Consider the following 20,338-nt stretch of genomic DNA (forward strand, 5'->3'; position numbering starts at 1 on the left):
GCTCTTGCCTTACCGCAGCCTGGCAATCAGCTCCCGGGCCACCTTTTCGCCGGAAAGCAGCATGCCGCCGAAGATGGGGCCCATGCGGTAGGAGCCGTGGGTGGCATTGGCGGCCATGCCGGCCACCCACATGCCGGGGAAGACTTCCCGCGTGTTCAGCACGGTGTCGATCTCTGCCCGGCCGGCCCACATGGACTTTTCCCCCATCACGCCACCGGACTCGGTATCCAGCTGTACATCGTTCTTGCGCACCAGGGTCCGCAGCACTTCCATGTCGTGCCCTGTGGCTTCGATGACAGCCTTGCAGCCGATGGTCACAGGATCCACGTGCAGGCCGGCAATTTCCACGGGCGAGGAATTGATGACCAGCCCGGTCACGCGGGCCTTGGGGCCTTCGCCGCGCAGCATCACGTCTTCCACGCTCATGCAGTTGAAGATCTTGGCCCCGGCCAGGCAGGCCTTGGAGGCCAGGGTGGAAGCCACACTCACGGCGTCAGCCACAAAGCAGCCGGGTTCGGCCTCGGTCAGGGGCACGCCGGCCTCGTCCAGCACATGACGGCTTTCCTCTTGCACCACCAGCATGTTCCAGGTCATGCCGCCGCCCCAGACCCCACCGCCCAGGGAGAGCTTGCGCTCGAAGAGCGAGACGTTCAGGCCGGCCTCGGCCAGTTTCCAGGCTGCGGTCAGGCCGGATGGCCCGCCGCCGACAATGGCCACATCGCACTGTGTGGCCGACAGGAACTTGTCGAAATAGGCCCGGGCGATGACCCGGGTGGTGGCGATTTCGTCAAACGGAAGCAGGGTGGGAAGCGTGGACGCAACGTCAGTAGACATGATACTCTCCAGGGTTGCGACACGGCGCCCCGGAGTGTTCATGCCTGCCAGGTCTGGTGGGGGCGGGGTGCGGGATGCACTGGCGCGCCGCTGCAGGGCCATGGCAGCTTCCGAATTCCCTCCGGCGGTCCGAACCGCGTCAGGTTCCATGGGTATGATCTCAGCCCGCCACGATGATGGCGGGCACCCCAATCGGATATGAAAGACTGGTAGCCTGTTTGACAAAACAACGCAAGGGCCGGGAAAAGCATCCGTTCAAAACAGATCAAAGCCAGACTTTACAGCGAAGGGCAGAGGTCTTATCGATCGGGAAAACGCGGCATGAACGGCCAGCGGGGGCACCGTGATGTTGACAGCCTTGATAGTGGATGACGAACGGCCGGCCAGAGACGAGCTGGCTTATCTGCTGTCTGCGCATCCGGACGTGATGGCCAGGGAGGCGGCCTCGGCCGAAGAGGCCCTGACGCGCATCGAGGAAATCACCCCGGATGTGGTCTTCCAGGACATCATGATGCCCGGCGATGACGGCTTTCACGTGCTGGCCGTGGCCTCGGCCCTGCCGCGGCCACCGCTTTTTGTGTTTGTGACGGCCTTTGACCAGCACGCCATCCGCGCCTTTGAGCACAACGCCGTGGATTATCTGCTTAAACCTGTGGCGCCGGAGCGTCTGGCCCGCTGCCTGGACCGGGTCCGCCAGCGGCTGGGGGTCAGCCAGGAACAGGCCTCGGATCAGGAAGCTGGCGGCATGCAGGGCATTCTGGACATCCTGCGCCAGCGCATGGGGGATTCCAGACCCCTGGAGCGTCTGGCCGTGGTGCAGAACGGCCGCATCGCCCTCATTCCCACCCGGCAAGTCAGTTTCATTGAAGCCGAAGAACGCCGGCTGGTGGCCATGACCGACGCCGGCAAGCTGGCCTGCCACGGGCCGCAGAGCCTGTGCAAGCTGGAAGAACGTCTGACCGGCTTGCCCTTTTTCCGGTCCAGCCGGGCCGTGCTGCTGAATCTGGAGCGCATTGCCGAGTTCACGCCCTGGTTCAATGGCAAGTATCAGGTGGTGATGGACGATCCCGAACGGTCGGAACTGGTTGTCAGCCGCAACAGGGTGCGCGAATTCAGGCTGCGCCTGGGCGTGTAAGGAACGCAGATGTTGGAAATGCCCCCGCACATTCCGGAGTTGTTCGTCACCTTGTCCCAGCGGTTCGGCCTGCTGCTGGCCGGCGGTCTGGCCGTGGTGATGCTGGCGCCGTTGGAAAAACTGCACTCGCGGCTGGAACGCCGCTGGCCCGGCATGAGTGGGACAGGCTGGTGGAATCCCGGCCGGCTGGTGTCCGCGGCGCTGCTCTCGATTATCTTCGGAATGTTCACTATTCTGGGCACCTACAACGGCAACCTGGTGTTTCAGTCGTTTGCCAATCTGCGGGCCATGGGGGCCATTTCCGCGGGGCTCTTTGGCGGGCCGGTGGTGGGCGCGCTGGTGGGGCTCATTGCCGGCGGGCATCGGTACCTGATCGATATCGGCGGGTTCAGCGCCTTTCCCTGCGCCCTGGCCACACTGGTGGAAGGCGTGGGGGCCGGCCTGTTCGCCCTGCGCTATCCCACCCTGCGCATGGACTGGCGCGCGGCACTGGGGCTGTGCATGGTGGGCGAAACCCTGCACATGGGCCTGGTGCTGGCCCTGGCCCGGCCCTTTGCCGATGCACTGGATCTCGTCCGGGTCATCGGCTTTCCCATGATCTGTATCAACTCCCTGGGTGCGGCGCTCATCATCCAGGCCCTGCGGCTGCAGCTGCACCTGCGCGACGTGCGCGACTCAGCCCAGGCCCGCACGCTGCTTTCCATCGCCAACCAGACCGTGGGCCATCTGCGCCGGGGGCTGACGCCGGAATCCGCCGCAGCCACAGCGGCCATCATCAAGCAGGAAACCGGCGCGGCGGCCGTGGCCGTGACAGACCTGGACACCGTGCTGGCCCACCTGGGCGATGGCGCAGACCACCACTGCGCCGGCCAGCCCGTGCTGACGGACGCCACCCGCTCGGCCATCCGTCACGGCACTCCGCTGTTTTTGACCGAGCAGGATGATATCGGCTGCCATCACCCGGGTTGCACGCTGCACAGCGCCATCATTGTCCCGCTCTTCAAGGGGGACCGCATTCTGGGCTGCCTCAAACTCTACGGCGCGCGCACGCGACCGCTGAACAACACGCTTTTCGAGGTGGCCAAGGGGCTGGCCAATCTCTTTTCCACCCAGATTGAGCTGGAGGATATCGGCGTCAAGAACCAGCTCCTGGCCCATGCGGAAGTCCGGCGGCTGCAGGCCCAGATCAACCCGCATTTTCTGTTCAACTCCCTGAATACCGTGGCCTCCTTCTGCCGGACCAATCCGGCGCAGGCCAGGGAGCTGATCCTGGATCTCTCCAACTACATGCGTCGCAATCTGGACTCCAGCCGCGGGCTCATCCCCCTGCGCGAGGAGCTGGAGCAGGTGCGCTGCTATCTGATGATCGAGCAGGCCCGCTTTGGCGAGCGCATCCGGGCGGAATTCGAGATTGAACCGGACCTGGAAGACTGGCCCGTGCCGCCGTTGCTCATTCAGCCCCTGGTGGAGAACAGCGTGCGCCACGGCATCCTGCAGCGCACGCAGGGCGGCGCCATTCGTCTCATGGCCCGCAAGGACGCCGAGGATCATCTCTACGTCCAGGTGGAGGACGACGGCGACGGCATGTCCACCGAAACCCAGCGCTCCATCCTCAAGGCCGACGGCCCCGAGTCCCTGAATGAAGGTGTGGGCGCGCGCAACTGCAACCAGCGGCTGGTCCAGCTCTTCGGCCCCTCTTACGCCATGCGCATCCAGAGTGCGCCAGGGCAGGGCACACGCATCCAGTTCCGCATCCCCCGCCTGGCCGCCGCCTGATTCTTCCTGCCAGGGCAGGGCAAGCCAGGCCGCATGTGCTGCATTTCACGCAGCAGACATGACAGCTCATCCACAAAAAATGACGTCTCGCGCATGGCGGGGTTGTGACAACCCTGGCCGCGTGGTTTGGTGTGATCATAACACACCGCCATCCACGCAGTTGCCGGCCAGGATGGCATAGAATCAGGAGAGCAGCCATGCCATCGGTGATGTACTTTTTCTTGAGCGTCGTGGCCCTGGTGGGCGGGTACGCGGTTTACAGCAAGGTGATCGAACGCATGTTCGGCGCGGACAACTGCAAGGACACGCCAGCCTGCACCATGGCTGACGGCGTGGACTTCGTGAAGATGAAGCCCTGGAAAATCTTCATGATCCAGTTGCTGAACATTGCCGGCCTGGGGCCGGTCTTCGGCCCCATCCTTGGCGCGCTGTATGGCCCCTGGGCGCTGGTGTGGATTGTGCTCGGCTCCATCTTCGCCGGCGGCGTGCACGACTACTTCTCCGGCATGCTCTCCGTGCGCCATGATGGCAAGTCCATCCCCGACGTGGTGGGCTCGAACCTGGGCAACGGCTTCAAACATTTCATGCGCTATTTCTCGGTCATCCTGCTGCTGCTAGTGGGCGTGGTTTTCGTCACCGGCCCAGCCAAGCTGCTGGAAAGCATGACCGGCATCAACCTGCTGACCCTGGTCATCATCATTTTCGGCTACTACTTCCTGGCCACCATTCTGCCCATCGACAAGATCATCGGCCGCATCTATCCCATCTTCGCGCTCATCCTGATCATCATGGCCGTGGGCCTGACCGGGGCGATGATTGTGGGCGGCTACGAGTTCTATCCTTCAGCGCACTTTGTGAACCAGCACCCCACTGGTCTGCCTCTGTGGCCGCTGATGTTCATCACCATTGCCTGCGGAGCCATCTCCGGCTTCCATGCCACCCAGTCCCCCATGATGGCCCGCTGCGTGCCGGATGAGAACTGCGGCCGGCCCATCTTCTATGGCGCCATGATTGCCGAAGGCATCATCGCCCTGATCTGGGCCACCCTGGGCATGAGCTTCTACCAGACCCCCGAGGCCCTCAACGCCGCCATCACCGCCGGCGGCCCCGGCAAGGTGGTCAACGACGTCTCCATGACCCTCATGGGCCCCGTGGGCGGCATTCTGGCCGTGCTGGGCGTCATCGTGCTGCCCATCACCTCCGGGGACACGGCCTTCCGCTCCGCCCGCCTGACCATAGCGGATATCTTCAATTATTCCCAAAAGGACAAGATCAACCGCCTGCTGGTGGCCGTGCCGCTGTTTGTGATTGGCGCGGCGCTTTCCCAGGTGAACTTCGACATCATCTGGCGTTACTTTGGCTGGGCCAACCAGACCCTGGCCACGGTGGTGCTCTGGACTGGCGCGGCATATCTCGTCCGTCGCGGCCAGTGGCATTGGCTGGCCACCCTGCCGGCCACGTTCATGACCTGCGTGACCATCACCTATCTGTGCTACGCCAAGATCGGCTTCAACCTGCCCATGGACATCTCCACCGGGGTGGGCATTGCCGTGGCGCTTGGCTCGCTGGTGTGGTTCCTGACCCAGCGCAAGCAGTTTGCGGCGCAGCCTGTGACCTAAGGCCGCCTGCACACCGTGCCTGAAAAAAGGGACCCCGGCAGATGCCGGGGTCCCTTTTCATTGTTCGAGGAAAAGCAGGAGGCAGTGCTTACAGGATGGGCAGATACTTGTCGATTTCGAACTCGGAGACGTGGGTCCGGTAGGCGTCCCATTCCTTCATCTTGTTGGCCACCAGCTGGGCGTGCAGGTGGTCGCCCAGCACTTCCTTCATCAGATCGGACTGCTTGAGATTGGTGGCGGCTTCGTAGAGGGAGCCGGGCAGGCTGGTGATGCCGTGCTTGGAGAGATCTTCCTCTTCCATGTGGAAAATGTTCTCTTCCACCGGGCTGGGCAGCTTGTAGCCTTCCTCGATGCCCTTGAGGCCGGCGGCGAGCATGACGGCAAAGCAGAGGTAGGGGTTGGCGGCCGGGTCCGGGCAGCGCAGTTCAATGCGCGTGGCCGCTTCCTTGCCGGGCTTGTACATGGGCACGCGGATGAGGGAGGAGCGGTTGCGGTTGGCCCAGGCGATGTACACGGGGGCCTCGTAGCCCGGCACCAGGCGTTTGTAGCTGTTGACCCACTGGTTGGTCACGCAGACGAATTCCGGCGCATGGCGCAGCAGGCCGGCAATGTAGGCCTTGCAGTCCCCGGAAAGATTGAACTCGGCGCCGGCATCAAAGAAGGCGTTGCGGCCGTTCTTGAACAGGCTCTGGTGCACGTGCATGCCAGAGCCGTTTTCGCCAAACAGGGGTTTGGGCATGAAGGTGGCGTAGCAGCCGTGTTTTCTGGCCACTTCCTTGACCACCACGCGGTAGGTCACGGCCGTATCGGCCATGGCCAGGGCTTCCTTGTACCGCAGGTCTATTTCGTGCTGCGAGGGCGCCACCTCGTGGTGGGAGTATTCCACGGGAATGCCCATGGCCTGGAGATTGAAGATGATATCGCGCCGGACGTCATTGGCCAGATCCAGGGGCGGGGCGTCGAAGTAGCCGCCCTGATCCAGTATTTCAGGGTATTTGGGTGAGGCAAAGAGGAAGAACTCCAGCTCCGGCCCCACATAATAGGTGTAGCCCTTGGCTGCGGCCTTTTCCAGGATGCGCTTGAGCACGTAGCGGCTGTCAGCTTCGTAGGGCTTGCCATCGGGGGTTTTGATATCGCAAAACACGCGGGCCACTGGCCGGTCTGTGGGGCGCCAGGAGACGATCTGGAAGGTGGCGGGATCGGGCCAGGCCACCATGTCCGATTCCTCAATGCGGGTGAAGCCCAGGATGGAGGAGCCGTCGAAGCCCATGCCTTCCTCAAAGGCCGCTTCCAGTTCGTTGGGGGTGATCTGGAAGCTCTTGAGCATGCCCAGAATGTCCACAAACCAGAATTGCACAAAGCTGATGTTGTGTTCCTTGACGGCCTTGAGCACGTCGTCCGCGTTCTTGCAATTGAAAACCGGGATGCTGTCCATGTGGTCCTCCCTCACGCTGGTTGGATCGAGGTATGTTCGTCGGTGTCGGCGAATATGCAGGGTGTAGCACGAGTTGTCTTCGGGAGCCAAGGGGGCCATAGTGCGCCAGGGCGGGAAGGGTGCTGATCTGCCAACAATGTCATATTATATTGGGGAAAATCACATGATGGAAAAGAGTGGTTATGCTGCCGCCTGATCCAGATGCCCTGCGTGCGGCGGCCCTGGGGACGCTGGAGCGCGTCTTCGGCTACCACAGTTTTGTGGGCCTGCAGGGGCCGGTGGTGGAGCATGTGCTGGCCGGTGGCGACGCCGTTGTGCTCATGCCCACGGGCGGGGGCAAGTCTGTCTGTTATCAGCTGCCGTCCCTGGTCCGGCCGGGGATGGGGCTGGTGGTCTCGCCCCTCATCGCCCTCATGCAGGACCAGGTGGCCAGCCTGCGGCAGATGGGCGTGCAGGCCGCCAGCCTGACCTCGGCCCAGCCTGCCGAAGAGGCCCGCCAGACCATGGAGGATCTGCGGGCTGGCCGGCTGGAGCTGCTCTACGTGGCTCCGGAACGGCTGATGCAGCCCTGGTTTCAGGATCAGCTGCAGCGGATCCCCCTGGCCTGCATCGCCATCGATGAGGCCCACTGCGTTTCCCAGTGGGGGCACAATTTCCGGCCCGAATACCTGCAGCTGGCCTGTCTTAAACAACTTTTCCCCGGCGTGCCCCGTCTGGCCCTCACGGCCACGGCCGACGCGCCCACCCGGCAGGACATCCTCACCCGCCTGGAGCTGGACGCGGCAACAGTGTTCGTCGCCAGCTTCGACCGGCCGAACATCACCTACTTCGTCTCCCTTCGTGACCATGCCGAGCGGACCCTCATTGAGCGCATCCGCACCCGCTACCGCGGCCAGAGCGGCATCGTCTACCGCATGTCCCGCAAAAAGGTGGAGGACACGGCCCGTAAGCTGAATGAAGCCGACATTCCGGCCCTGGCCTACCATGCCGGCATGCCGGCCGGAGAACGAGCCCGGGCGCAGGAGCGTTTCATGCGCGAGGACGGCGTGGTCATGGTGGCCACGGTGGCCTTTGGCATGGGCGTGGACAAACCGGACGTGCGCTTCGTGGCCCATCTGGACCCCCCCATGAGCCTGGAAGCCTACCACCAGGAAACCGGCCGTGCCGGCCGCGACGGCCAGCCCGCCGAGGCCTGGATGGTTTACGGCCTGGAAGACATGGTCCGCCTGGGGCAGATGCTGGACAATGATTCGCCGCCCGAAGGTATCCCGCCCGAACAGCACGAACGCTTCCGACGCATTCAGCACGCCAAGCTTTCGGCCTTGTTCGGTTTTTGTGAAACCACGGGCTGCCGGCGACAGGCGCTGCTGCGGTATTTTGGCGAGAACCTGCCCGAACCCTGTGGCGCCTGCGATACCTGCCTGCACCCGCCGCAGACCATGGACGCCACGGTGCCGGCCCAGAAGGCGCTTTCCTGCGTCTTTCGCGCCGGTGGCCGGGGTGGGGCAGGGCTGTTGGTGGACGTGCTGACCGGTGTGGCCAGCAAGGCCGTGCAGGCCTGGGGCTTTCAGGAACTTTCCACCTTCGGGATCGGCGAGGAGCTGAGCAAGGCCCAGTGGACGTCACTGTACCGCCAACTCCTGGCCGCGGGCTACCTGCGCGCCACGCACAGCGAACGGGGCTTCACCAACCTGCAGTTGACGGATTCCAGCTGGGACATCCTCAAGGGCCGCACCAGCTTTGCCATGCGCTGCGACGAGGCCAGGGCCGCAAGGCGTGGCCGCTCCCGCACCGAACGTCTGGCCGCCGCCGCCTCGCCCGAAGCCGAAGCGCTCTTCGAGGCCCTGCGCGCACGCCGCCGCCAGTTTGCCGACGCGCAGGATGTTCCGGCCTACATCATCTTTCCCGATATCACGCTGTGGGAAATGGTCGCGCTGCTGCCGAAGACCGAGGCGGAATTCGCCGCCGTGCGCGGTGTGGGCGCGAACAAGGCCGCCAGATATGCCCAGGCCTTCCTGGAAATCATCCGCGAGCACCAGGGCCAGGGTGGGCCGCCTGCAAAGGGGCTGTCCCCCGCGCCGGTTTCCCCGCTGTTGCGGCCTCTGGAAGGCGTGCCCGGGGCGAAAGAGCTGTTCGGGGGGCTGGACCGCCTGCGCGAGGCCATCACCGGCAAATACGGCGAGGATCCCGGCTCCCTGTGGAGTGAAGAAACCTTGGTGGAACTGGCCCTGCATCGGCCGCGCACCCTGGCCGGGCTGGCCCTGGTCAAAGGCATCCGCCCCTTGGCCGCCCTGCTGCACGGGCCGGCCGTGCTGGAAGCCATCGCCGAATTCGATGGGCGTCAGGGCCGGCCGGTGGACGTGCAGAGCCTGGAAGAGGCGTTTCCTGATCGGGTCAGCAAACTGCAGGCCGAGGCACTGCCCGTCTCGGCAGTGGCCTCGCTGGAGCAGTTCCGCCAGCTGGGCGAGGCGGAGGCCGTGGCCGAGGCGCGGGGGCTGGCCGTGTCCACCGTGTATGCGCATCTGCTTCTGGCCGTCATGGCCGGGGAGTTGCCGGTCGAGGCCGCGGCAGGGGTGTCGCCGGCGCAATGGACGGCGCTAGAGGGGCGCTTCAAGGAAATCGCCGCCAAGGGCTTCTGGCGCCACGCACCGTATCTGCAGGGGTATCAGGCCGTGCTGGGCGAGGGGACGCGCAAGGAGCGACTGTATTTCATCCACAATGCGTTGCAGCACATCGCATGGCGGAAGGCCCAGGACGAGTCCAGGAACCAATAACAGTTATTCCAGCGGATAAACGCAAAAAAGGGAGCCGGACAGGCTCCCTTTATGTTGCGATTCTGTTGCGATCTGATTGCGATCAGGCGTACTGGGCAATGCCATTGCCAAAGGACCAGTTTTCCTTCTTCACCTCGGTCAGGCCGATCATGATGTCCTGGGGCGAGATGCCCAGGGCGGCGCTGGCGCGTTCGGCAATGGTCTTGTACAGGGCCTGCTTGAGTTCCAGCGCCCGGCCCTCGTTGAGGGTGATGTGGATGATCATCAGCTTGTCGCTGTATTGGATTCCCAGGTATTCCGGGGTGCAAAGGAAGTTCTCTTTGCTGAACTCGCGGATGGTCTGGAAGCGGTCCAGAGGCGGGATGTTGATGGTTTCCACCATGGCCTGATGGACAATATCGCCCAGGGTCTTGCGATATTCGGCGGAAGTGCCTTCCAGCATGGAAATTTGGACGAAGGGCATGCGGCCTCCTTGAAAGATGGGTGCGGATTCCCGAAACTAGCGTGAAGCAGGGGGGAAAGTCCAGGCGCAGCGCATGCGGCTCGCGGAAGCCGGGGCTGCACACGACAGCGCCGCAGGGGGCTGCGGCGCTGGAGAGAGGCTATCAGGGGCGGGTGGCTCAGCCTTCTTCCCCGCCTTCCCCACTCCCGCCGATTTCCCGGGTGTAGCGGCAGCCCTTGTTGGGGCAGGCGATGTGTTCGCCCTTGGCCTTGGTGGTCTTGCGCACCAGCACCGGGGAGTCGCAGAGCGGGCAGGGTTCGGGGATGGGCCAGTCCCAGAGGGCGAAATCGCATTTGGGGAAGGTGTTGCAGGAGTAGAACACCTTGCCGCGTTTGGAGCTTTTTTCCACCAGTTCCCCGGTGCAGCCCTCGCGGGGGCAGCGCACGCCGGTGCTGAAGGGCTCGGCATGCTTGCACTTGGGGTAGTTGGAACAGGCGATGAACCGGCTGCCGGTGCGGGACTTCTTGAGCACCAGATCGTGCCCGCAGTCCGGGCAGGTGCCCACCTTCTGCAGCTGCACGGGGGCGGCCTCCACCACGGTGATCTGCCCGTTTTCATCACGGGTGAAGTTCTTGGTGTTGGAGCAGTCCGGGTAGCCGGTGCAGGCCAGAAATGGCCCGGCCTTGCCGAATTTCACCACCATGGGCTTGCCGCACAGTTCGCAGGTAAGCCCGGTTTCCAGCCCGGCCTTCACACTCTGCATCTGCTTTTCGGCGTCCTTGAGGGTGGCGTAGAAGCCGCCGGTGAACTGCCTGAGCAGGTCCACCCAGTTGGCGTCGCCGTCGGCCACCTGATCCAGACGCTCCTCCATGCCGGCGGTGAAGTCCACGTCCATAAGCTCTTTGAAATGCTCGGCCAAGAGGTCGCTCACGGTCTCGCCAAGATCCGTGGGGGCGAAGAGTTTCTTATCCAGGCGGCAGTAGTCGCGGTCGAGCAGGGTGGAGATGATGGCGGCGTAGGTGGAGGGCCGGCCAATGCCCTTTTCTTCCAGCTCGCGGACCAGCGAGGCTTCGGAAAAGCGCGGCGGCGGCTGGGTGAACTTCTGCTCGCCATTGAGCTTGACCAGGGCCAGGGCCTGACCGGACTCCAGCTTGGGCAACTCCTGGGAGGCGGCGTCGGCCTCGCGGGTCACGGCCAGAAAGCCGGGGAAGAGCAGCCGCTCGCCCTTGGCCTTCCATTCGGTGTTGGCCGCCGTGGTCAGCACGGTGGTGTCCCAGAAGCGGGCCGCGGCCATCTGCGAAGCCACAAAGCGTTCCCAGATGAGCTTGTACAAATGATACTGGTCGCTGGGCAGTTCGCCCTTGAGGGAGTCCGGCCGGATGCTCACGTCAACGGGGCGGATGGCTTCGTGGGCGTCCTGGGCGCTGCCTTTGGTTTTGAAGTAGCGGGGCTGGGGCGGGTAGTAGTCCTGCCCGTAAGCGGCGGTGATGAACTCGCGGGCCGCGGTGCGGGCGTCGTCACTGATGCGCACGCTGTCGGTACGCATGTAGGTGATGAGCGCCATGGTGCCGCGCTCGCCCAGGTCCACGCCCTCGTACAGCCGCTGGGCCGTGCCCATGGTCTTTTTGGCCGGATAGCCCAGCCGCTGGTTGGCGGCCTGCTGCAGGGTGGAGGTGATGAAGGGCGGTGGTGGCGTGCGGGAACGCTCTTTCTCCGTGACGTCGGACACCACAAAGCTGGCGGCCTTGACGGTTTTTTCCAGGGCCTTGGCCTCGTCCTTGGAGCCGATCTTGGCCTTCTTGCCACCGATTTTGGTCAGCTCGGCGATGAACTGGGGCGCGTCAGGAGTTTGACCCGTGGCCAGCAGGGCCTTGAAGACCCAGTACTCCTCGGGCACGAAAGCCCGGCGTTCCTTTTCCCGGTCCACCACCAGCCGCAGGGCCACGCTCTGGACCCGGCCGGCGGAAATGCCACGCTTGACCTTGTTCCACAGCAGCGGGGAAATCTTGTAGCCCACCAGCCGGTCCAAAATGCGCCGGGCCTGTTGGGATTCAAAAAGTTTGGTATTGATTTCGCGTGGATGCTCCAGGGCTTCCTTGACGGCACGCGGGGTGATCTCGTTGAACTGGATGCGCTGGATGTTCGTGTTCTTGCCCTTGATGAGCTCGGCCACGTGATAGGCGATTGCCTCGCCCTCGCGGTCCGGGTCGGGGGCCAGATAGACCTGACGGGACTTGGCGGCCTGGCTTTTCAGCTTGGCCACGACTTTCTCTTTCCCTTCAATGACCTCATATTCAGGGAGAAAGTCCTTGCCTTCATCCACGCCCAGGCGGCGGGAGGGCAGGTCGCGCACATGGCCGACACTGGCCTCCACCTCATAGTTGGAACCCAGGAACTTCTTGATGGTCTTCACCTTGGCCGGTGATTCCACGATGATCAAATCTTTAGCCATGGGCAGGTAGATACGCACAGCCAACACCCTTGGCAAGGGAAGGCTCGCCCTGGTTCCCGGGCCGCACAGTGTTCCTGCAGAGAGTATATGGATGTATCCTCCTTTTATAACACTATTCTTGCTTCCATGGCGTATTCGTTGCTTACTGTGTGCGGAGTCTGCCGGATTATGGGCGAAACGAGGTCTGCGCTGGGGAGGTTCCAGCAAAGCCGCGTGCCCGGACGCCTGAGGCGTGGCGGAGGTGATACCTCATCCGGCTGTATTGACACATGTTTTATTGATTTGGAGGGACGAGTCATGATCCAGAACCTCGCCGCGCTGATGCAGACGAGAACCGGGTCCGCCGGAAATTCGGCGGATGACGCAGGCCTGCGCCGTCGGGTCACTGACGCTGTCTTCTCCAGCGGAGCCCAGAAGTCCTGGGCCGAAAACCAGGCCAGCCGCCAGGGCCTCAATTTTGCCGACAAACTCTTCGGCTACAGCCAGGCCACCACAACCTCCTCAGCCAAGGGCGACGTCATCGACGCCATCAAATCCCCCTCCACCCGGCTGGATCGCAAGGCCCTGACTGTGGTGGCCCAGCTGCAGGAAGAAGTGGGCGATAACAAATTTGCCGTACGCCGCACCGTGCAACGGCCGGACAGTGCGGAACAGCACCCGCCCAAGACGCATATTTCCAGTATTCCCAGGGATGACGCTCCCGCGCCCGCGTCCAGACGCAGCCGGACGCAAAAGCCCGAGCCCGCGCAACAGGCGGCCGGAGCCGGCGATGCCGCTGCCCCCGCCAATCCCCCAACTGCGGACAAGCCCCTGCAGTCGGCCACAGGGGCGGTGCGCGGGGCCATCCAGCGCTCGTATCGCAGCTCCCCCAGCTACGAGGCCCTGGCGCGTGAGCATCGGGAATTGTTGCAACAGAAGATTCAGGGACTGCAGGAAGAAAGCTTTCTGGAAGGCACGGAGGAGGAACAGGAGATCGGCGGGCTGGCCGCACGCTTCGAGTCCGGTCCTGAAGGCATCGCCGCCATCGGCTATGACCGCGTGGGCGGCACCTCATACGGGAAGTATCAGCTTTCCTCGCGCGCCGGCACCATGAGCCGCTTTATCACCTACCTGCGGGAAGAAGAGCCGGAATGGGCCAACAAGCTTTCCGCCAGTGGCAGCGCCAACACCCGCGGCCGTCGCGGCGCCATGCCTGACGCCTGGCGCGAAATTGCCCAGGAGAATCCGGCCCGGTTTGAGGAGCTGCAGGACGACTTCATCATGAAGACCAACTACCACCCCGCCCGGCAGGCCATCCTGGAAGCCACCAAGGTCGATATCGGCGAGTGCTCCCCGGTGTTGCAGGATGTGTTGCATTCCACAGCCGTGCAGCACGGGCCCGGCGGCGCCTCGCGCATCTTCATCAATGCCTTGCAAAAGGTGGGCGCCACCAGTGAGAATGTGGCTGAGGAACAGCTCATCGAACGGGTCTACCAGTCGCGCAAACAGAATTTCGGCTCCTCGTCCTGGCGGGTGCGCCGGGCCGTGACCGCCCGGCTGAGCACGGAAATGGATCTGGCCATCGACCTGCTCAAGCAAGGGGCCATGGTGGCGGACAAGGATGCCTGATTCGGAACTGCCAGAATTTGCGGCAGAAACATACATGCGCCAGCTTTTGCCTGCCAACCTCAGAGGCTGACGATACGAAGATGCGCGTGCAGTGACGTTAAATTGGCAAGGCGTTAGCATATCCCGTATTGAAATATGCCATGCGGAAAATATTGCCGCATGATACCCGGGAGGTGCATGATGTCTGTTGATGGTGTTTCAGCTGGATACGCCACAGGTGCCGCTGCTCAGGCCGCACGAGTCCCAGGGAAGGCCACAGCGGATGCGGCAACGTTTGCAGCATTGCTCAACAGCGCCGTGTCGGAGTCTTGTCAATCTCCTGGCGATGCCGGGGAGTTGGCATCCCCGCAAGCTGCGTCCGGGTTTAATAGCATTATAAGCGGCTATGATATAACGAACATATCCAGAAACGAGTTGCAGGAAATGCTGGGCAGCCTCTACGCCAGTGGGCAGGTGGATTTGCAGACCGTGGCTTTTGGGACCTTTGATCCGTCCCTCGCACCGGGCTGGCAGGACGGAACATCGAGCGCCCACGGCTGGATTTCGAGCAGCAACCCGGATCAGAAATTCAACTTTTTGGCCATGGTTACAACACAGGCAGAGTACAACCGGGCCGAGGGCGACCCGCGGTTCCAGCAGGGATATGATCAGATGGTGACCTTTGCGGAACGGGTCCGCAGGGCCCAATCATAACAGATCCTGGTCAGGATAGCCGCAGGGTCCGTGGAGTCAGCCAGAATTCCCGCATGTTGGCTGACGATCCTCTTTTCGTGGGCATGACACTTAGGAAACGGCCCAGCGGTGGGCCAGGACGCGGACCTGCTCCGGAGGAATCTGCCAGCCTTTGACCGGCACCTGCTGGCCCTTCACCTCTTCGCGCTCCAGGGTCCGGGACCGGGCCTGCAGGGAGGTGAAGAAGGTCTCGTTGCGCTGGCTGAGCTCCCAGGCCACGATCTGGCTGAAGAGCACGCCGTCCACCTCGCATTGTTTCTCCAGGCGGGAGGCCAGGTTGATGGCATCTCCCACAAAGGAGAGCTCCAGCTCGTCTTCGCCAATGTTCAGGACCCAGATGCGGCCGGTGTCGATGCCTACCCGCGTTCCGGTGCGGATGACCTGATTCATGCGTTCAGCCAGCCCGCCGAAGATGACGTCTCCCAGGGCCACCATCTCCACCCCGAACCGGATGGCCCGCTCAAAGGCTTCCTCCTCGGGCTGGGGATAGTTGAAGACGGCCAGCACGGAGTCGCCAATGAACTTGTCCAGCACGCCGCCGTGCTCGCGCAACAGCTCCTTGGCGCGCTTGTAGTAGCGGTACAGGTGCTCGTTGAGCAGTTCCATATCCGCCAGCTTGACCAGGTGCGAAAAGTTCTTGATGTCCGTGAAAACGATGACGGCCTTGTCCAGACTCTGGCCGAAGCGGAAGAACTCCTCCTGGCTCTTGCCGGACCGGGCAAAGGCCGAGGCCACGGGGCCGGGCATCTTGCGCACAATGGCCAGCCGGGCGGCGTTGGCCTCCAGCACGCTTTGTTCCTCATCCCGCAGGATGCGGGACACGCGGGCGCTCTGGGCGGCCCGGGCCGCATGGCTCACGGTGTGGGAGGCCACTTCTTCCGGCGAGAGATGATCCACGAGATCCGCGGTTTTGAGTTTCTCCGCCGCCGCCGCGGAGGCAATGGCCACCGCATCGGACTCGGTCACCCCCAGGTCCCGGGCAAACTGTTCCACCGTCTGCCAGGACAACACCGGGGCGATGCTTCGATAATGCTGATGAAACAGCGCATCCTCATACGGGTTCGGATGGTAGGGCGTCAGCATGATGAAGCGTCGCAACGGCAGGGGCACGGCCTTGAGCTTCTCGGCCATGATGTTGAACATGGCCGTGGGCACGCGGGAGCGGATATCCACGGCCGTGAGCCCGAACTCGGGATCCTCGTACAGGTAATTGATGGAGTTCTGCAGGGTGACGGGCACCTTGCGCAGGCTTCGGCCCATGAGCGACAAAAGCGAGCCCACGGAGCTCTGCAGGGCGACATAAGTGGAAATGGACACGAGCCACGGTCCTGGTTCGGGTGGCGAACCCGCTAAAAATAGCGCAGAGCGGCCAGGGGGGCAAGCGGCCCTGCGGCAAGGCGTCATGTGCCCCGGTCCAGCATACCGCTGGAGCCAGGCCGTGTTATTCCCTGGAGGTGCGGGTACGCTGCAGCTGGATCCGGCGCGGGGTGAAGCCGAAGCGGCCATACCAGTTGAGGGCCCGCTCGTTGCCGGCCACCACGGCCAGGGAGATGGGCGCGGCGCCGTGTTCGTCCAGCCAGTGCAGCGCCTGACGCATGAACTGCTCGCCCAGACCCGCGCCACGGTGTTCGCTGGCCACGAAGATGGAGTCGATCTCCCCGGCGCCAGTGGCCGTAATGCTGCTGATGCAAAAGCCCACGGCCACGTCGTCCACCATGCCCAGCTGCACCAGCAGGCCGCCGCTGGCATGGCCCAGGACTTCGGCTGCCCGGTCGGCAAAGGGCCGGCAGCGGAACCAGTCTGCAAACACCGGAGCCACCTGCGCGTGATGCTCGCAAAGCGCCCGCCACATCGGCTCGATGGCCGGAAGCAATTCCTGCCCGCCGACGCGCACGGCATAGTGCTGTAATTTCAACATGTCTGGCGTGTCCTTTCCTGCGTGCGCAGCAGTGTTCACCGGCAAGGGGTGTCTGCCGCACGCGCGTGCGGGAAAGGGGATAGCCGAAAACCATGCGTTTTGCCAGGACGCGCCCTGGAGGATCCTGCCGGAATTTGCGCCGGGCGGAAAAAAGGGGCACCGCCGGCATGCGCGGCGGTGCCCCTGTACCATGGAATCACTGTATGCTGACCAGATGCTGACCAGGCCGTCCGGCCCGGCGCGCGGTCTTATTCAGAGGCCTCGACGATATCCTGGACAATTTCCATGAGCCGCTTGTCAGGATCGCGCTGGCATTCCGTGCCAATGGTTTCGGCCAGTTCTTCGATCCAGGCTTCATCCATTTTCAGGTCGCCGGTTTCGCTGCTCAAATAGCCATCCACCCACATCAGCACCAGGGCGATGTCCTGGGTTTTTTCCTTCATCAGGTCGGCGCAGGTGTATTTGCCCATGTCCACGCCGGTGCGTTTCTTTGCCTGGGCGGGCATGGCGAAGGCAAGCAGCAGCAATGCCAGCAAGGCTCCCGTCATCACTTTGTTCATGATTGCTCCTTTTAAGGCTGCATAACGTTGCCGCGTAATGCGGCGCGGGCGTGCCATCGGCAGCGGTGCGGCAGGAATGCTGATGCAAGCCCCCCAATGTATAGCGCCTTATCCCTATTCAGACAGTGGGTGTCAAGGAGAGTGGGGAAGCCCGGGGCGTTCAGAGCCCGGAAGGCACCGGGGCTGCTTCCAGACGCCTGCCCCTGCGCTCCACAAACAGCGCCCCCAGGCTGCAGCACATGCCCATGAGGCACACACCGGTCCAGCCCCACCATTCGAAGGCCAGGGCTCCCGCCGCAGCGCCCAGGGCCCCGAAGAGGAACATCACCGTCATGTACACAGTGTTCAGCCGGCTGCGGGCGGTGGAGTCCAGGGCGTACACGCGGGTCTGGTTGGAGATCATGCAGGCCTGCAGGCCGATGTCCATGACCACGATGCCGCCGATCAGCACCAGCATGGAGGATTGGAACAGGGCGTAACACAGGAAGGAGACGGCCACCGAGGCCGCACCGAGCAGGAGAATCCGGCTCTGGCCGCCCTTGTCTGCCAGCTTGCCCACCCGGGGGGCAGCCAGCACGCCGGCCACGCCAAAAAGGCCCAGGGCCCCGGCCACGGTACTGCCCTGCGAAAGCGGGGGGTGTTCCAGAAACAGGGCCAGGTTGGCCCAAAAGGCCACAAACGAGGCGAACAGCAAGCCTTGCACCACCCCCGAACGGCGCAAGACCGTATGCGTTCTGGCCAGCCCGATCAGGGAGCGCATCAGCTGCAGGTAGCTGGCCGTGGAGACGGGCCGGACCTCGGGCAGGCGCGCGCGCAACTGCAGCCCCATGCCCAGGGAGGCTGCGCCAGCCAGGGCGAACATGGCCCGCCAGTGCACGTATTCGGCCATCAACCCGCTGAACATGCGCGCCAGCAGAATGCCGGCCAGCAATCCGGCCATTACTGATCCCACCACCTTGCCCCGCTCCCGTTCGGCGGCCAGCTGCACGGCCATGGGCACCACCTGCTGGGCCACGGAGGCAAACAGGCCAATGCCAAAGCTGGTCAGGTTCAGCACCTGGATGGAGGTGGCGCATGCGGCAAGGAGCATGACCGCGGCCAGGGCCATGGCAGTCAGAAAGATCAGATTGCGCCGCTCATACCGGTCGCCCAGCGGAGCGAGAAACAGCAGACCTGCGGCGTAGCCGGCCTGGGTCAGCACGGGAATGCCTGTTACCTCATGCTGGGAGATGCCTAAATCCCGGGCAAGAATGCCCAGCATGGGCTGGTTGTAGTAGATGCTTGCCACAAACAGGCCGGCAGCCGCCGCCATGAGCCTGGCCTGTGGGGGAGAAAGGGACACCTCAGCGCCGGAGGCAGGGCCAGTATGATCGTTCACCGGATACTCCAGGAGCTGCGCAGGAGGACGCCTCGGAGCAGGCACGAGAAGCAATGCGGGAAGGGAGAACGCCGAGGCAGGGAAACGCAGCAAGTAGATTGATAAAACAACATGGTCATGATGGCATAGAAGCAGGCCGGGAGCAAGCTGCGCCAGCTCGTGTGACCTGGGGATGTTGTGTTCGCGGATGCGGCAGGGCCGGTTCGTTGGAGACAATTGACACGCGATGCAAGATAGAGAATAACCGGAAGACTGGAAAACCTTCTGCACTGGAGGGGTGTATGAAGCGGGCCTTGGTGATCCCAGCGTGCCTTGGGGCGGCCCTGTGCTGGAACGTGGCTGTTGGCTATGAAGTTCCCAAAGACATCACCATTAACCGACCGGAAAAGAACGCGCCCATTTCGGCGTGGGTGGGGCCGGTTGCCTTTCCACACGGCAAGCACGCCACGCTCAATGCGTGCACCGCCTGCCACCATGAGGAATCTGACAGAACCCTGGGTCAGTTCCTGCCGTGCACCCAGTGCCACAACCAGGGAGGGACCAAGGAGACCACCAGCGCCTACCGCGCCTGGCACGACATCCGGCCCATGAGCTGCCTGGGCTGCCACAAGCAAAAACGGTACAAAAACGAGGCCATGCCGCCCATTTCCTGCGTCAGGGGCTGCCACAACGCGCCACAAGGAGGGGAAGGGTCATGAGTGCCAAAACGCAACTGGCGGCCAGACTCCTGGAACGGCAGGCCGGCGGTGGACGCATGGACCGCCGGGATTTCATGAAATTCTGCGGCATGGTGGCTGCTGCCATGGGCATGGGGGCCAGCTTTGCCACGGAAGTGGCTGCGGCCCTGGAGAGCAAAAAACGCCCGTCGGTGGTCTATCTGCATGGCGCGGAATGCACCGGCTGCACCGAAGGGCTCCTGCGCTCCATTGACCCGTATATCGACGTGCTGATCATGGAAGTCATCTCCCTGGACTACTGCGAAACGCTGATGGCTCCGGCGGGCAAGGCGGCGGAGAAGTCCCTGGAAGAGGCCATGCACAATCCCAGCGGCTACTACTGCGCCATCGAGGGCGCCATCCCCACGCGCCAGGGCGGCGTGTATGGCCAGGTGGGTGGGGAAACCATGCTCTCCCTCTTCGGCAAGGTGGCTGGCAAGGCCCTTGGCGTCATCGCCATGGGCTCCTGCGCCAGCTATGGCGGCATTCAGGCTGCCCGACCCAACCCGTCGGGTGCGGTGGGCGTGGGCGAGGCCCTGGCGCCCATGGGCATCAAGCCCATCAACATCGCCGGTTGTCCGCCCAATCCCGTCAACTTCATCGGCACCGTGGTGCATCTGCTGACCAAGGGGCTGCCGGAACTCGATCAGTATGGCCGGCCGACCATGTTCTTTGGCCAGACCGTGCACGACAACTGCCCCAGGCTGCCGCACTTCCTGGCCGGCCGCTTTGCCAGGGGCTTCGAGACCCAGGAGGCCCGCGACGGCTGGTGCCTGCATCTGCTGGGCTGCCGTGGCCCGTTCACATACAACAACTGCCCCACGCTTCAGTTCAACCAGACCAACTGGCCCGTGCGTGCCGGCGCGCCCTGCATCGGCTGCAGCGAGCCCGGTTTCTGGGACCACTATGCCCCATTCAACCCCGACGTCCGTAAAAAGGGCGATCCGGTCTAAAGGAGA

The 20,338-nt window shown here is 63.5% G+C and carries 16 protein-coding genes and 1 riboswitch; of the genes, 8 read left to right on the top strand and 8 right to left on the bottom strand.

Annotation, left to right across the window (positions count from 1 at the left end; genetic code table 11):
- Positions 1-9 precede the first annotated feature (9 nt).
- Entirely contained in the window at positions 10-834 is an 825-nt protein-coding gene (locus ACYQ00_RS05980) for a sulfide-dependent adenosine diphosphate thiazole synthase (protein WP_460031252.1), read from the bottom strand.
- A gap of 98 nt (positions 835-932) precedes the next feature.
- Positions 933-1,035, bottom strand: a riboswitch (TPP riboswitch).
- A 142-nt stretch (positions 1,036-1,177) separates the two neighbouring features.
- Here ACYQ00_RS05980 and ACYQ00_RS05985 point away from each other — a divergent pair.
- From ACYQ00_RS05985 to ACYQ00_RS05995, 3 genes are all read left to right on the top strand, one after another.
- Positions 1,178-1,969 (top strand): LytR/AlgR family response regulator transcription factor, encoded by a 792-nt coding sequence (locus ACYQ00_RS05985; RefSeq protein ID WP_460031253.1) that lies wholly within the window; start codon positions 1,178-1,180, stop codon positions 1,967-1,969.
- Between the two features lie 9 nt (positions 1,970-1,978).
- On the top strand, positions 1,979-3,745 hold the full coding sequence (locus tag ACYQ00_RS05990; RefSeq protein ID WP_460031254.1) for a LytS/YhcK type 5TM receptor domain-containing protein: 1,767 nt from the start codon (positions 1,979-1,981) through the stop codon (positions 3,743-3,745).
- Positions 3,746-3,942: 197 nt separating this feature from the next.
- Entirely contained in the window at positions 3,943-5,364 is a 1,422-nt protein-coding gene (locus ACYQ00_RS05995) for a carbon starvation CstA family protein (protein ID WP_460031255.1), read from the top strand.
- Positions 5,365-5,452: 88 nt separating this feature from the next.
- Here ACYQ00_RS05995 and ACYQ00_RS06000 read toward each other — a convergent pair whose 3' ends face one another.
- The gene (locus ACYQ00_RS06000; RefSeq protein ID WP_460031256.1) at positions 5,453-6,799 is read right to left on the bottom strand and encodes a glutamine synthetase family protein; all 1,347 of its coding nucleotides are present in this window, start codon (positions 6,797-6,799) and stop codon (positions 5,453-5,455) included.
- A gap of 182 nt (positions 6,800-6,981) precedes the next feature.
- Between ACYQ00_RS06000 and recQ the strand changes: the two genes are divergently transcribed.
- Positions 6,982-9,573, top strand: coding sequence for a DNA helicase RecQ (gene recQ / locus ACYQ00_RS06005; RefSeq protein ID WP_460031257.1), 2,592 nt, complete (start codon positions 6,982-6,984; stop codon positions 9,571-9,573).
- A gap of 82 nt (positions 9,574-9,655) precedes the next feature.
- Here the strand turns inward: recQ and ACYQ00_RS06010 are convergent, their stop codons facing one another.
- Entirely contained in the window at positions 9,656-10,036 is a 381-nt protein-coding gene (locus ACYQ00_RS06010; protein WP_460031258.1) for a tautomerase family protein, read from the bottom strand.
- Between the two features lie 157 nt (positions 10,037-10,193).
- Positions 10,194-12,467, bottom strand: a complete 2,274-nt coding sequence (topA, locus tag ACYQ00_RS06015) for a type I DNA topoisomerase (RefSeq protein WP_460031336.1) — start codon at positions 12,465-12,467, stop codon at positions 10,194-10,196.
- 297 nt (positions 12,468-12,764) lie between these two features.
- Between topA and ACYQ00_RS06020 the strand changes: the two genes are divergently transcribed.
- A complete protein-coding gene (locus ACYQ00_RS06020; protein ID WP_460031259.1) occupies positions 12,765-14,075 on the top strand; it encodes a VgrG-related protein in 1,311 nt (436 codons plus the stop codon).
- A 177-nt stretch (positions 14,076-14,252) separates the two neighbouring features.
- Positions 14,253-14,768 carry a hypothetical protein gene (locus ACYQ00_RS06025; protein ID WP_460031260.1) on the top strand — a complete coding sequence of 172 codons (516 nt, stop codon included), beginning with the start codon at positions 14,253-14,255 and terminating at the stop codon, positions 14,766-14,768.
- 90 nt (positions 14,769-14,858) lie between these two features.
- Here the strand turns inward: ACYQ00_RS06025 and ACYQ00_RS06030 are convergent, their stop codons facing one another.
- From ACYQ00_RS06030 to ACYQ00_RS06045, 4 genes are all read right to left on the bottom strand, one after another.
- Entirely contained in the window at positions 14,859-16,124 is a 1,266-nt protein-coding gene (locus tag ACYQ00_RS06030) for an adenylate/guanylate cyclase domain-containing protein (protein ID WP_460031261.1), read from the bottom strand.
- A gap of 124 nt (positions 16,125-16,248) precedes the next feature.
- Positions 16,249-16,725, bottom strand: coding sequence for a GNAT family N-acetyltransferase (locus tag ACYQ00_RS06035; protein ID WP_460031262.1), 477 nt, complete (start codon positions 16,723-16,725; stop codon positions 16,249-16,251).
- Between the two features lie 248 nt (positions 16,726-16,973).
- Positions 16,974-17,285, bottom strand: a complete 312-nt coding sequence (locus tag ACYQ00_RS06040; protein ID WP_460031263.1) for an HdeA/HdeB family chaperone — start codon at positions 17,283-17,285, stop codon at positions 16,974-16,976.
- A gap of 160 nt (positions 17,286-17,445) precedes the next feature.
- Complete coding sequence (locus ACYQ00_RS06045; protein ID WP_460031264.1) at positions 17,446-18,663, bottom strand: MFS transporter; 1,218 nt, start codon at positions 18,661-18,663, stop codon at positions 17,446-17,448.
- Between the two features lie 281 nt (positions 18,664-18,944).
- Between ACYQ00_RS06045 and ACYQ00_RS06050 the strand changes: the two genes are divergently transcribed.
- Together ACYQ00_RS06050 and ACYQ00_RS06055 are read left to right on the top strand one after the other, a co-directional pair.
- Positions 18,945-19,361: a cytochrome c3 family protein gene (locus ACYQ00_RS06050; protein WP_460031265.1), complete on the top strand. Its 417-nt coding sequence runs from the start codon at positions 18,945-18,947 to the stop codon at positions 19,359-19,361.
- On the top strand, positions 19,358-20,332 hold the full coding sequence (locus tag ACYQ00_RS06055) for a hydrogenase small subunit (RefSeq protein WP_460031266.1): 975 nt from the start codon (positions 19,358-19,360) through the stop codon (positions 20,330-20,332). Before ACYQ00_RS06050 ends, ACYQ00_RS06055 begins: the two co-directional genes overlap by 4 nt.
- Positions 20,333-20,338: the final 6 nt, after the last annotated feature.

The organism is Megalodesulfovibrio paquesii, assembly GCF_054653055.1.

Bases quoted from the DNA above. Each gene is read 5' to 3' on its own strand.
- ACYQ00_RS05980 (WP_460031252.1), bottom strand. From the start codon at position 834: ATGTCTACTGACGTTGCGTCCACGCTTCCCACCCTGCTTCCGTTTGAC.
- ACYQ00_RS05990 (WP_460031254.1), top strand. From the start codon at position 1,979: ATGTTGGAAATGCCCCCGCACATTCCGGAGTTGTTCGTCACCTTGTCC.
- ACYQ00_RS05995 (WP_460031255.1), top strand. From the start codon at position 3,943: ATGCCATCGGTGATGTACTTTTTCTTGAGCGTCGTGGCCCTGGTGGGC.
- ACYQ00_RS06000 (WP_460031256.1), bottom strand. From the start codon at position 6,799: ATGGACAGCATCCCGGTTTTCAATTGCAAGAACGCGGACGACGTGCTC.
- recQ (WP_460031257.1), top strand. From the start codon at position 6,982: ATGCTGCCGCCTGATCCAGATGCCCTGCGTGCGGCGGCCCTGGGGACG.
- ACYQ00_RS06010 (WP_460031258.1), bottom strand. From the start codon at position 10,036: ATGCCCTTCGTCCAAATTTCCATGCTGGAAGGCACTTCCGCCGAATAT.
- topA (WP_460031336.1), bottom strand. From the start codon at position 12,467: ATGGCTAAAGATTTGATCATCGTGGAATCACCGGCCAAGGTGAAGACC.
- ACYQ00_RS06020 (WP_460031259.1), top strand. From the start codon at position 12,765: ATGATCCAGAACCTCGCCGCGCTGATGCAGACGAGAACCGGGTCCGCC.
- ACYQ00_RS06025 (WP_460031260.1), top strand. From the start codon at position 14,253: ATGATGTCTGTTGATGGTGTTTCAGCTGGATACGCCACAGGTGCCGCT.
- ACYQ00_RS06035 (WP_460031262.1), bottom strand. From the start codon at position 16,725: ATGTTGAAATTACAGCACTATGCCGTGCGCGTCGGCGGGCAGGAATTG.
- ACYQ00_RS06040 (WP_460031263.1), bottom strand. From the start codon at position 17,285: ATGAACAAAGTGATGACGGGAGCCTTGCTGGCATTGCTGCTGCTTGCC.
- ACYQ00_RS06050 (WP_460031265.1), top strand. From the start codon at position 18,945: ATGAAGCGGGCCTTGGTGATCCCAGCGTGCCTTGGGGCGGCCCTGTGC.
- ACYQ00_RS06055 (WP_460031266.1), top strand. From the start codon at position 19,358: ATGAGTGCCAAAACGCAACTGGCGGCCAGACTCCTGGAACGGCAGGCC.